Annotated in this window: 10 protein-coding genes; 1 reads left to right on the top strand and 9 read right to left on the bottom strand. The window is 62.6% G+C overall.

Annotated features, from left to right (window positions below):
- Positions 1–200 precede the first annotated feature (200 nt).
- The 6 genes from AC0IW7_RS08210 to AC0IW7_RS08235 all read right to left on the bottom strand — a co-directional run bounded on the left by AC0IW7_RS08210 (position 201) and on the right by AC0IW7_RS08235 (position 7575).
- Positions 201–1298, bottom strand: coding sequence for a sigma-54 interaction domain-containing protein (locus AC0IW7_RS08210; protein WP_471817022.1), 1098 nt, complete (start codon positions 1296–1298; stop codon positions 201–203).
- An 8-nt stretch (positions 1299–1306) separates the two neighbouring features.
- Entirely contained in the window at positions 1307–2479 is a 1173-nt protein-coding gene (locus AC0IW7_RS08215) for an acyl-CoA dehydrogenase family protein (RefSeq protein ID WP_471817024.1), read from the bottom strand.
- A 396-nt stretch (positions 2480–2875) separates the two neighbouring features.
- Positions 2876–3061 carry a hypothetical protein gene (locus tag AC0IW7_RS08220; protein ID WP_471817026.1) on the bottom strand — a complete coding sequence of 62 codons (186 nt, stop codon included), beginning with the start codon at positions 3059–3061 and terminating at the stop codon, positions 2876–2878.
- A 336-nt stretch (positions 3062–3397) separates the two neighbouring features.
- Entirely contained in the window at positions 3398–4780 is a 1383-nt protein-coding gene (locus AC0IW7_RS08225) for a substrate-binding domain-containing protein (protein WP_471817028.1), read from the bottom strand.
- Between the two features lie 118 nt (positions 4781–4898).
- The gene (locus AC0IW7_RS08230; protein WP_471817029.1) at positions 4899–5633 is read right to left on the bottom strand and encodes a TorF family putative porin; all 735 of its coding nucleotides are present in this window, start codon (positions 5631–5633) and stop codon (positions 4899–4901) included.
- Between the two features lie 199 nt (positions 5634–5832).
- The gene (locus AC0IW7_RS08235; RefSeq protein WP_471817031.1) at positions 5833–7575 is read right to left on the bottom strand and encodes an amidohydrolase; all 1743 of its coding nucleotides are present in this window, start codon (positions 7573–7575) and stop codon (positions 5833–5835) included.
- A gap of 106 nt (positions 7576–7681) precedes the next feature.
- On the opposite strand from AC0IW7_RS08235, the gene AC0IW7_RS08240 reads away from it, so the two are divergent.
- On the top strand, positions 7682–8608 hold the full coding sequence (locus AC0IW7_RS08240) for a LysR family transcriptional regulator (protein WP_471817033.1): 927 nt from the start codon (positions 7682–7684) through the stop codon (positions 8606–8608).
- Here the strand turns inward: AC0IW7_RS08240 and AC0IW7_RS08245 are convergent.
- The 3 genes from AC0IW7_RS08245 to AC0IW7_RS08255 form a co-directional block, all read right to left on the bottom strand.
- Positions 8605–11127 (bottom strand): TonB-dependent receptor, encoded by a 2523-nt coding sequence (locus AC0IW7_RS08245; protein ID WP_471817035.1) that lies wholly within the window; start codon positions 11125–11127, stop codon positions 8605–8607. The genes AC0IW7_RS08240 and AC0IW7_RS08245 overlap by 4 nt on opposite strands.
- Before the next feature lie 111 nt (positions 11128–11238).
- Positions 11239–12183 (bottom strand): FecR family protein, encoded by a 945-nt coding sequence (locus tag AC0IW7_RS08250; RefSeq protein ID WP_471817036.1) that lies wholly within the window; start codon positions 12181–12183, stop codon positions 11239–11241.
- Entirely contained in the window at positions 12180–12731 is a 552-nt protein-coding gene (locus AC0IW7_RS08255) for an RNA polymerase sigma factor (protein ID WP_471817038.1), read from the bottom strand. Before AC0IW7_RS08255 ends, AC0IW7_RS08250 begins: the two co-directional genes overlap by 4 nt.
- Positions 12732–12735 lie beyond the last annotated feature (4 nt).

Raw genomic sequence — 12735 nt, forward strand, 5'->3', positions numbered from 1 at the left:
CACCGAGATCTACACCGGCTCTACTTCGTCGGCAGCGTCAGATGTGTATAAGAGACAGGATGACGGAGGATTTACAAACACCTCCGTCATCCTCGCGAACGCGGGGATCCAGTATTTCAAGCCGTACACAGTAGATCGGCGAAGGTTATTCATTACCGTGTGCACCGAACGTTTTGGTTTCGCCCCTTCCTTCGCACAACTCAAATCGACAATTGCAACACCCTCGTCGCAACCTCATCCCCCCGTCGTTTGTTAACGACCAACTCCCCAATCGCAATCAACCGCGCCCGCGTCACGTTGCGGCTGAGTCCCAACAAGCTCGCCGTATGCACCTGGTTGTAATGACAAAACCGATACGCCGCGCGCAAAAGCGTGTCCTCCACCTTCTCATGCAAGTCGCCGGCTTGCTCCTCAAACAAACGCAAAAACGCCCGCTCAAGCAACGCTTCGGCGGACTCTTCCGGCGGCGTTTGCACCTCGTCCGGACGATCGATTCTCAGGTTTGAAAGTCGCAAATCCTCTTCGCGAATCAGGTCGTCGCGGCAGATCAGCAACGTGTGGTGAATGACGTTTTCCAGCTCGCGAATGTTGCCCGGCCAGCCGTAGCTCAGGAGTTTGCGTTCGGCCTCGGCGCTCAGTTGCACGTCGCCGTAGCCGAGGCGGCCGCTGTAGCTGCGCAGGAAGTAACGGGTCAGCGGCAGGATGTCGCCCGGCCGCTCGCGCAAGGGGTGCAGTTGCAGGCTTACGACGTTGAGGCGGTAGTACAAGTCTTCGCGGAAATGGTTGGCGTTGATCGCGCGTTCCAGTTGCACGTTGGTGGCGGCCAGCACGCGCACGTTGATGGCGATGCTTTTGCGTGAGCCCAGGCGTACCACTTCGCGCTCTTGCAGCACGCGCAGCAGTTTCACTTGAATGGCCATCGGCAGGTCGCCGATTTCGTCGAGGAATAAGGTGCCGCCGTTGGCTTCTTCGAACCAGCCGGCTTTGGCGACCAAGGCGCCGGTGAAGGCGCCTTTTTCGTGGCCGAACAGTTCGGCTTCCACCAGCGATTCAGAGAAGGCGCCGCAGTTGACGGCCACGAACGGGCCGCTGCTGCGGTGGCTGAGGTTGTGGATGTGGCGCGCTACCAGCTCCTTGCCGGTCCCGGTTTCGCCGATGATCAGGACGCTCGCCTCACTGGGTGCGACCTGTTGCAGATGGGCGAGAAGCGCCTGCGATTTGGGGTCTTCGAAGACCTGAGCGGTCGCCCGTATCGAGGTAGCCAGTGCGGGAGAAGCGGGGAGCGTTAGCAGCTGCATGGTCGTGCCTATGAGTAAAAAGTCGGGGTCGGCAAGCTGTGGTTCAGCGCCCAGTCGCCGAGTTCCTGAATCTTGTAGTCCACGGGGTCGTGTAGGGTCTGGGTGCGCACGTTGCGCCAGTAACGGTCGAGCCGCAGTGAGGCATGGGTGGCGCGTGCGCCGGTCACTTCGAACAGCCGGCTACAGAGGTCCAGGCCGGTGCGCGTGGCCGACACCTTGGCGGTGGAAATGGCCAGGGCCAGGTGGCCGCGTTCTTCGCTGCTGAGGTTGTGTTCTTTTTGCCAGGCATCGTCGAGCAAGCCGGCTGCCCGTTCTACCAACAAACGCGTGCCTTCCAGCGCGGCCCAGAATTCGCCGTAGTGGCGCAGTACGTAGGGGTCTTCGCTGGCGTGGTTGGCTTTGGATTTAAACCAGGGGCGGCTTTCTTTGAGGGTGTATTGCCGCGCTTCGTCCAGCGCACCTTCGCTGATGCCGAGGAAGATATGGGCGAAGTGCAGCTGCGCGATCAACGGACGCAGACAGGCGAAGGGGGTGCTCAGCGGGCCGGGGTCGAGCAGCAGTTCCGATTCTTCCACGCGTACCCGTTCAAAGGTGGCGCTGCCGCTGTCGGTTTGCCGCTGGCCCATGTTGTTCCAGTCGTCGTGCAGGGTGATGCCGGTGCGCGCGGTGGGTACGGCGGCGATCAGCAGCTTGCCGCCGACGCTTTCGTCGATGGCCGAGGCGATGAGCATTTCCGAGTCGGTGGCGCCGGAGCAGAAGCTTTTCTTGCCGGAGAACTCGCGGTGGTCGGCGAAGGTCTTCACCACGGTGCGGGTGTCCAGCGGGTTGAGCGCGTTGCCCCAGAACCAGTTTTTGCGCGCGGTTTGTTCAAACCACGGCTGCCATTGTTCGGGTTTGGAAAACAGCCGCACGGTGGCGAGCATCAGGTGTTGAAAGCCGAAGACATGGGCGATGGAGCTGTCGACCTTGGCGAATTCGCGCACCACCGTCAGGGTCTCGCTCCAGCTCGCGCCCAGGCCGCCGAACTCGGTGGGGATGCTCAGGGCCAGCAAACCGCTGGCGCGCAGGGCATCGCGCTCGGCCTTGGGCGTGCCGCCTCGTTGGTCGCGCTCAATGGCGGTTTCGGCGAAGCCGGCAGCCAAACGGCGCGCCGTGTGCAGCGGGTGGGAGTCGGTGTTCACAGCGTGATCCTCGTGTCGAAAGACGGCGTCGTTGCCTGCAGGCGGCCGCGGTTAAACAGGGTTTTGCAATCGCTGTACCAGCATCCACACGCCGCTGTTTCAGGCCGAAGGGCAGAACGGCAAGGCGCAGCGGGTGCTGGCGTAGCAGTGGTTTGCTGAATGGCTGTTGCTGGAGCAACAGTTGCTCGCGCGACAGTTGTGCCGCAAACAGTAAAGACAAGGGGAAGGGAAAAGAGGTGCGCTGATCGCTATTTGACCGCACCCACCTTTGCCAGCGCAAAACGCTACATGTAGCGTCCTGTGCACAGAGTTATGCACAGATAGTGTGGATATCTAGGGAGGCCGACGGCGCTGTTGCGTGGCGTGCACTGCGCATTGGGGCTTGCCGAAGGGGCGTTAATCGTGCTCGGGAGGGTCCAGGTCGTGCTGTCTGGCGCGCAGCCAAGTGAGGCGCTGATGCAGTTGCGCGGCGAAAGTGCGGGCGGCCAATTCTTCCTGAAAGGTCACACCCCGATAGCCGATACGCACGCGCCAGCATTGCTGCCCGCGCAGCTTCACATACTCGACATGCACGTTGTTCATCACCGCTCCCTGTTCGCGGCCCACGGCGCCGCAGCGCGAAGAGTAACGGTGCGGCCGCAGGCTCGCAATTGCACTAAAGATGACAGCGGCAACGCGGCGCGATGTTTTTACTGCGCTCGCAGGCCCGGCCAATCGCGGCTAAAGCCGCTCCTACGGATTGTGCGTTCCCTGTAGGAGCGGCTTTAGCCGCAATCTTTTGGTTGTGTAGGAGCGACCTTGGTCGCGAAGCGATGGCATAGGCCGACACCCACGTTTGCAGCGTTCGCCAGCAAGCTGGCTCCTACAGGTGCAGCGCATTACCGTTGGGCTTTAGCCGCGCGCTAAAGCTGCAGCGGTTTAGTACACCCACACTTCCACGCGGCGGTTTTTGATGCGGCCGTTTTCGGCGCTGTTGGCGGCCACCGGAAGCTCGTCGCCGAGGCCGTCGATGTCGCGGAACATTACGCCTTGTTTGGCCAGTTCACGGCGCACGGTCATGGCGCGCAGTTTCGACAGCAATGCGGCACGCGAGGGGTCGGCTTTGGGGTCGCCGAAGCCGAGCAGCACGACCTGACGGTTGAGTTTGTTGTTGTCTCGCAGGTAATCCATCACGCGCTGCAGGTCGTAGTGCGATTTGTTGTCCAGGTTGGCGCTGCCTTCCTGGAAGCGGAAGTTCACCGACAGGCGCTGGGCGTCGCGCGCCAGGTCTTGGTAGTTCTTCGGCATGTCGGCGGTGGGCGCCACTTTGATCGCTTGCACGGTCTGGGCGATAAACCCGGTTTTGGCGACGATGGCCTGGCCTTCGGGGCTTTGGGCAAATTTCACCAGGGCCTCGGCCCATGGGTTTTTCACCTGCGGCGGCAGGTAGAAGAACAGCCGGCGCGACAGCGGATAGTCTTCGGTGGCGATCAGGCTGGAGGACGGCGGCATGGCCTGTGAGTCCCCGTCGGCGATGGCCACGGCTTTGGCCTGGCGGATGTAGGGCAGGCCGATAAAGCCGATGGCGGCAGGGTCTTTGGCCACTTCATCGGACAGTTGTTCGCTGGATTCAAAACGCTTGGCGCCGGGGCTCAGGGTTTTGCCGTGGCTGGCCAGTACCAGTTCCTTGAAGGTGTCGTAGGTGCCGGAATTGTCGTCGCGGGCGTACAGGTGGATCGCGCCGCCACGGCCGCCCAGGGCTTCCCAGGTTTTCGCGTCGCCGGAAAAAATCTGCGCCAGTTGCTCGGTGCTCAACGCGCTGAGCGGGTTGCTGGGGTGCAGGATGATCGCCAGGCCGTCGATGGCGATGATGTGCTCGGCGCCACGGCCTTTCAAATCACCCAAGCCGGCGAGGTCGGCGTATTCGCTGTCTTTGATTGGACGTGACGAAGCGGCCAGGTCGGCGCTGCCGTCTTTCAGGGCGACAAAACCGGTGCCCGAGCCATGGGCGGCGACGATGATGACTACGTTCTGGCCTTTGGCGTTCTGGCCGCTGAGGCGCTGTTCGTTGTCGTTGCCGGTGGGCTCGGCGCGCAGGTTTTTCAGGCCCTGTTGTTCAAACAAACCTTTAACCAGGGCGGGGCCCAGTTTCGCGCCGATGGTGTTGGAACCCTGGATGCGCAACGCCGGCGCGTCACCCGCCGTGGCGGGTAGCGCGGCGAATACGGACCAAGGCAAGGCGTAGCAGATAAAACCCAGAACCAGGAAGGTGACGGTGCGAATCCAAGTATCACGTTCGGTTACAGCAGGGGCGCGCGGCATGCGGCAGGACCTTATTCTAGAGCGGTGGAAAGTGCCCGGAGAATAAGTCGGAAAGGTTGCAGGAAAGTGACAATGCGTGCGCCTTTGCCGTGCGAAAGCAAAGGCGCAAACACACCAATCAGAACGACTTGCTGACGCTCGCTACCACCGTGGCGCCGCAGGTGTCGGTAAAGCCGTAATTGCTCGCGCACTGGTCGTCTGACAGGTCGGTGTCGATGTAGCTCAAGCCCCATTTCACCTCGAACAGCTCGTAGCTGAGTTTGGCTTCCCACTCGCGGTACGAGTCGCTGCCGGTGCCATTTTGCGACCAGTACAACGGGTCTTTGAAGTCCATGCGGCCGTAGCGCAGCAGCAAGCCAACGTCGGCGGGCAGGGTGGTTTCGTAGCCAACGTAGGTGTAGAGGGTGTCTTGGTCTTTGCCGACGATGTTGGGCGCGTCGTTGGAGTAATACGCAGCAGCCTTGAAGCCAAAAGCGCTGAGGATGCCGTAGGCCTCGCTCTGGTTGAATTGGCCTTCTTTCGGGTAGGCGTATTTGAGGTAGCCCACGTCCAGGCTCACGTCTTCGGTCGCCTGCCAGAACCAGCCGGCGTAGTAGTCCACTTCTTGCCGGGTTTTCAGGCCGAAACCGAAGTCGACGTTCGAGGTCCAGGCACCGGCGTACAGGCCGCTGCTGTGCAACAGCGTGGCGCCCGCTTGGGCGGCGGGGTCGTTCTGGGTTTGCGAAATGCCACGGGTGCGGTAGTCGCTGGCCAGGGTCAGGTCGACCTGCACGGCGAAGTCGTCATTCAAGGGAATGGCGGCCTGGCTTAAGAGCGGAAACAGGGCGAGGCCTGCGAGCAAAACGTGCTTCATGGTGTGATCCCGATGTTGTGGTTTTTATGGGGCGGGGCGAGCGGACAGGTAGGCCGTGCGTGCAGCTTGCCCTCTCCCTAACCCTCTCCCGCACGCGGGAGAGGGGACGATCGCGGTGCTTGAAGCCAGGCGTTCGCGCTGGTCTCCCCTCGCCCGCGTGCGGGAGAGGGGCCGGGGGAGAGGGCAAGGCGGCGCACGGTTATTGCTCGGCGGCGTACACCTGCTTGCCCGCGAAATACGTCGCCAGCACCTGGGTTTCGCCCAAGGCTTTGGCGTCGACGGTGAACACGTCACGGTCGAGGATGACGAAGTCGGCAGCCTTGCCGGCTTTCAACGAGCCGATCTGTTTTTCCAGGCCGATGGTGCGCGCCGCGTTGAGGGTGTAGGCATAGAACATGGTGTCGCGGTCGATGCGTTCGTCGGCGTTGAGCACGCCTTCTTCGCCTTCGCGGCTGATGGCTTGGGCGATGGCCAGCCACGGGCTTGGGCTCGACACCGGCCAGTCGCTGGCACCGGCAATGGTGGCGCCTTGTTTGAGCAGCGAGCGCGCCGGGTATTGATAGCGGAAGGCAAACGCGCTGACGTAGGGCTTGACCATGTCGACGGTGTATTCGTCGGCGCCGGCCCACAGCAATTGCATGGCGGCGATCACGTTCAGCGGTTTGAAGCGGGCAAATTCTTTCGGGTTGACCAGCTGCAAGTGGGTAATCGAATGGGTGATGCCGCTTTGCCGGTCTTTGCGTGCCTGTTCGATGCCGTTCAGCGACTCGCGCACCGCGCGGTCGCCGATGGCGTGGATGTGCACCAGCCAGCCGCGGGCGTCGATGGCGCTGACCAGCTCGCCGAAATGCGCCGGGTCGATTAGCAGTTCACCGCGCTTTTGCGAGTTGGTGTACGGGTCGATAAGCGCTGCGCTTTGCGCCGGGTATTCGAGCACGCCGTCGGCGAAAATCTTGATGCCGGGCAGCGTCAGGTTGGGCACGTTCTGGAACTGGTCGCGCACCTTGGCTAACACATCGAGGTCGCTCGGGCGGCTCTTGCCGTTGGCCACCAGCAGCGCGGCAACGTGGGCCGTCAGTTGGCCTTTTTCCGAAAGGGCCTTGTACACCGGCAACACGCCCACGGATTTCTCCGTGGGCTTCATGGCGAACACGGCTTCGCCGGGCGCAGCGTTGGCGGCGGGGTCCATCCAGGCGGTGATGCCCAAGCTGTTGTTGTAGGCCACGGCGGTTTGCCCGGCCTTGAACATCACGGCTTCGCTCGGCGGCGGCAGCACGGCAGCGGCACGGTCCCAGCCGGCGTCTACCAGAAAGCCGTTGGGTTCGCCGTTGGCGCGTTTGCCCACGGTGTCGGCTTCGGCGGCCGGCAGCTTGTTGATCAGCGCGGCGTCGATGCCGGCGCGCTTGAGCATGGCGGCGTTGATCCAGCCGGTGTGGTGATCGCTGCCCATAAAGGCGATGGGTTGGTCGGCCCACTCGCCGGCATTGAAGCGCTCGCGCAGGGCTTCGGCCTGGGCCCAGTAGGCCGAATTCATGCCCGCTACAACGAGCACCGCGCCGTGCCCGGCTTTGCCGTTGGCGCGCCAGCCTTGCAGGCGTTTTTCCAATTCTTCAAGGGGCACGACTTCATCGGCCATATTCGCCGAGGCCATCTCCAGACCGCCGAACACGGCGTGGGAGTGGGCGTCGATCATGCCGGGCATAAGGGCTTTGCCGCCCAGGTCGATGACGGTGGTGGTGCTGTCGGCCAGCGCTTTGATCTCCGCGTCGCTGCCCACTTGCAAGATTTTGCCTTTTTCCACGGCCACGGCTTGCACGGTGGGCGCGCTGCTTTCGGCGGTGAAGACTTTGCCGTTGAACAACACCAGATCAGCAGCCGCCATCGATTCCATCGAGGAAAAAGCCACCGCCAACGCCAGCAGGTTCGGAATGAACCTTTTCATGGGAAACCCCTTGTATTTATTGGTCTGGTGGCGAGACTAGCGGTTGCGCTTGGCGGGCAGAACGGCTGCGCCGCGCAAAACCCTTTTGCCTGACAGGAAAAACTGCATGGACAAGCTCAGCGCCCTCGGCATGTTTGTGGCCACCGCCGAACACGGCAGTTTCAGCCGTGCGGCCGAGCAGTTAGGCAAAACGCCGTCGGCGCTGACCAAGGCCGTCAGCCACCTGGAAGCCGAATTGGGCAGCCGTCTGTTTGAGCGCAGCACGCGGCGCACGGTACTGACCGAAGCGGGGCGGTTGTACTTGGAAACAGCGCGCCACGTGCTGCAGCGCCTGCATGAAGTGGGTGAGGAAATTGGCCAGTTGCAACACGGGCTGCACGGCAACTTGCGAATCACCGCGCCGCTGGCGTTTGGGCGCGCGTTTCTTGATGAAGTGTGCGCAGGCTTTCTGGCGGTGTACCCGCAACTGACCCTGCACATCGATTTGTGCGATGCCTTTGTCGACCTTGTGGAAAGCGGCTACGACCTGGCGTTGCGTGAAGGCCATAGCGATTTGCCCGGCCTGATTGCTCGCCGTGTGGGGCGCAATCGCATTTTTATCTGTGCCAGCCCGGCCTACCTGGAACGCCATCCCGAGCCGCTGACGCCGAGCAACGTCAGTGAGCACCAATGGCTGGTGTATCAGCACCCGGCGCTGGACAAGCATCAATGGTTTGTCGAGCGCGACGGCCAGCGCCTGACCCTGGCGCACCCAACCAATACGCGGCTGCGCAGCGATAACTATGACCTGTTGTTGGCCAGCGCCCTGGCCGGCGCCGGCCTGCTGCATACGCCGGAATGGAGCGTGGTGCCGTACCTGGCCGAGGGCCGTTTGATACGCGTGATGGCGGACTACGACATCGATCCCGACGCCTTCGGCCCGCATATTCTGGCGGTGTACCCCAGCCATCGGCGTGCCACCGGCAAGGTGCAGGCGTTTATAGATTTCCTCGCCGCGTTTCTCGCCCAGCGTGGGCTTGAGGGCCAGCTTTAGAAGAAACGGGTGACGCTGACTTTGGCGTTGCGGCCTTGGCTGCGCACGCTGTCGCCGCTCAGTTGCGGGATGTAGTCCTTGTTGAAAATGTTGTCGACGGTGAGATTTACCTCGGTGCCTTTCAATCCGCGCTGGCGCGGTTTCCAATTGGCGAATAAACCGAACACGGCGTAGCTGTCGTTCTGCGCCTCGTCGTAGGGGGAATCGCTGGCCCAGTCCTCACTGGGTACGCGGTCGGTTTTACGCACGTACTCGGCTTGCCAGCCCACTTGCATATCAAGCGGCACGATCTTCGCGCCGAGGGTGCCGTTCCATTTTGGTGATGGAATATCGCGCGCCCACACGTCGGGGCCCCAGGGGTTGAGGTAGGCGCCGTCGTGTTTGCCGGTCATCCATGAATAGCTCAGCGAGCCGAACACCCAAGTGGAGTCGTAGAAGCTTTCGACCTCGAAGCCCTTGATGGTCGAGCCATTGATATTGCGGTAGATCGGTCGGTTGCCGGCGCCGCAGCGGGCGGTCAGGGAGCCGCCGTTGATGGACTGGTTTTCACAGTCGACGCCGAGGTTTTTGAAAATCTCGTCTTTGATTTCGTTGCGGAACACGGTGGTGCGCACTTGCAGGTTTTCGGCGCGGCCGATGTCGAACGACAGCACGGTGCCGGCACGCAAAGCGGTGATGCGCTCGGGGTCCAAATCACGGCTGGTGCGGTTGCGGGTGCTGGTGGCGCTTTGCACTTCGTATTGTTCGTCGATCACCGGCGCGCGCCAGGTTTTGCTGTAGTCGGCAAAGAAGCCCACCTGCGGCAGCGGCGCCCAGAACAAGGACAGGCGTGGCGACCAGCCGCTGTAGGTCTGGCTGCTGTAGTCGTGCACGCCGGGCGTGTTGTACAGCGGCGCCAGGTTCTTTTTGCCGTCGTTGCGCACTTGGTCGAAGCGCAGCGATGGGGTGAGGGTCAGATCGCCCAGGGTGATGGCGTCTTTGATGTAGTAGCCCTGGCTGTCGACCTTGCCGCGCGGCATAAAGCCCGGCTGGTAGTAGCCGTAGTTGTACTGCGGTCGGTTGTAGGTGCTGCCGGGCATGTACATGAGGGTGTCGCGTTTGTGCTTGCGCAACTGGCTGCCAACCGTGACGGCGTGGGCCAGCGGGCCGGTGTCGAACAGGCTGGTATTGCGCAGTTCGATGACGTCGTCGCGGTACGAGGTGTCCATCTTTCGGCCACCCGTGGCGGGCTGGTAGAAGGCGGTTTCGCCGCGCTCGTCGGTCTGCTCGGTTTTCGAGTGCGAGTAGCTCAGCTCCATGTCCACCACCGGGTTGTCCAGCGGCTGGTATTCGTACTTGGCCGACCAGGTGGTGTCGACCGTGGTGCGGTCGGCGAGCAAACGGCGCAGGGCACCTTCATAGCCGTACAGCCGAATGTTGGCGGCGGTTGGCGGCGTGGGGTAGCTGTTGGAGGAAAACGGCGTCATGCGCTCGCTGTTCGAGCGGGTGTAAGACAGGCCCAAGCTGTGTTCATCGTTGGGGTGCAAGTTGAGTTTGAACAGCTCGGCGTCCAGGTCTTGCGCGGAGTTAGGCAAGCGCTTGGGGTTGATCGGGTAGCGGTTGTCCGGGTCGGGACGTTGATCGGCGAGCTTGAGGTCGCCGCCGTCGCGCTTGGTGTAATACACCAGCGCGTCGATCATGCCGTCTTCGGTACGGCCATACGTCGCACCGGTGTAGATCTGCTGATGGTCGTTGCTGCTGTAGCCGTACTTGAGCATGGCGCCGGTGTCGCGGCCTTGTTCGAGCAGGTCGGGAGCGTCCTTGGTGGTCATGTTCACCGTGCCGCCGAAGCCGCCGTTGCCAGTGAAGGGCGAGTGCGGGCCTTTTTCAACTTCGATGCTTTTGATCAGCTCCGGCTCGATAAAAACGGTGCCTTGCTGGTAACGCTCAAAGCCGGATTTGGGCGCGCCATTGAGGGTTAACGGCACGTCTTCGGCATCGCCCATGCCCCAGATATTCAAGGTTTGGCCGCCCGGCTTTGGCGAGCCGCCGGCGGTGACGCCCGGCAAGGTGGAAAGCAGGCTGCCGATGTTGTTGGGCTGGCGACGGTCGATCTCGACCTGGCTTAGCGTGGAACGGCCCACCGTCGCCGAATCCACCTGCGCGCCGTCGCCGACAATACTCAACGCGCCGAGGCTGATGCCCTGTTCCGTGGCCGGTACTTCGCTGGCGCGCACGACGTAGGTGTTATCGACCTTCACCAGGGTAAACGCGCTGCCGCGCAGCAAGTGGCGAATGGCCTCGTCGGGGCTGAATTGGCCGCTAAGGGCGGGCGCTTGCACGTTGCGCAGCAGGGTTTCGTCGAACAGCAACTGCGCCTGGGTTTGTTGCGCCACCTGGCTGAGCGAGACGGCCAGCGGCTGGGCGGGCAGGTTCAGGCTGAATGTCTGCGCCTGGGCTTGCAGGCTGAAGGCCACGCACAAGGCCAGCAGCGATGGGCGGGCGTAGCGGCTTTGGACGTAGTGGTGCACGCGAAACATGACTTCCCCCAAGGTGGCAATTGCCAAAAATTGGCCTGCACGGACGATGCAGACGGGAGGAAGACGCGGCACGGAGCAAAACCCTCATATGCAAATAACAAATATTCGCATCTATTTTTTTCGTGGCTCGATCTTGGCGCGTCCGTCGCCAAGAATCACCGTTCTCACCGGCAGCAGGGCCGGCAGCGCGCGCAGCAGAGCGTCCGGGTCGTTGACGTCCAGACTGCCGGACACCGTGTAGTTGGCTAACGCCGGATCGCTTAACTGCACCGGCTGGTCGCGGTACAGCGCCAACTCGTCGATCAGGCTGGCGAGGTCGCGGTTGCGAAACACCAAATGGCCGCTGCGCCAATCGGCGACCTGGCTGGCATCAAGCAGCGTCTGCTGCACGCGGCCGCTGCGGTAGTCGTAACTGGCGCGCTGCTGGGCACTGAGCAGCGTGGGCGTGGCATCGGCCGTCGGGATCAGCGCAACCTGGCCATGGGCGACGGTCACCACCAACTGCCGCTGGCCGCGCCGCACGTCAAAGCCGGTGCCCACCACGCGCACCTGCGCATCGCCGGAATGCACCCACAGCGGCCGTTCTTTGTCGGGCGCCGCCTCGATATACAACTGACCCTGGACCAAATGGATGTCGCGACGGTGGGCGGTGAAATCGATGCTCAGCCGGGTATTGGCGTTGACGAATAACGTGCTGCCATCGGGCAGTTGCACATCACGAACGCCCTTGGCCTGCGCCGCAATGTGTTGGCTGAACACGGTGTGGGGTGCGCCGAGGGTCATGGCCAGAAGGGCACACAGCAGCGCGGCGGCAACGGCCAGCGCCGGCCGCCAGCCACGTCGACGACGGGCTGGGCGAAGCGACGGCGCGGTGCGCAGTTCGCCCAGCTCAGCCCACAGGGCTTCGAACTTGGCGTAGGCGCGGGCGTGTGCAGGTTCGGCCAGCCACTGGGCGAACGCTTGCGGGTCGGGGTTGCTGCCTCGGTTACGGCTGAACCACTCGGCGGCCTGGGCGTCGATGCTGTCGTCGCCCGGGTTATCGACGGGCGCGTTCACTGCGCCGGCTCCTGAGCGTGGTCCTGTTCCAGCCGGCGCTTGCAATGCAGCAGGGCGAAGGCGATGTGTTTTTCCACCATGCTTACGGAAATTCCCATGCGGTCGGCGATCTGCGCCTGACTCAAGCCATCAAAGCGATGCAGCATAAGGGCTTCGCGGCGCCGCGGCGAGAGTTCGTCCAGCACGCTGCTGAGGCGTTCCAGATGTTGCTGCTGCTGGGCACGGGCAAGCGGCTCGTTGCTGTGCAGGGGCGTCACGTGCACCTCGACCTCGTTGGGTTGCGCGCTGTGCTCGGCAAATAACGAATGCCGCACCTTCTGTTTACGCCAATGATCGCGCAGTAAATTGCGCGCCATTTGAAACAGAAACGCGCGCGGTTGCTCGACGCTGGCCTGGTCGCGATAGCCCAGCCATTGGGTGAATACGTCCTGGGTCATGTCGGCCGCATCACTGGCGTTATCCGTGCGTTTGCGCAGGTAATGCAGGATGTCCGCATAGAAGCTGCGATACGTGTGCGCGTCTTCAGGGTCGGGGTGGCGGCGAGACATGAGC

This window comes from Pseudomonas sp. AC229, assembly GCF_979254655.1.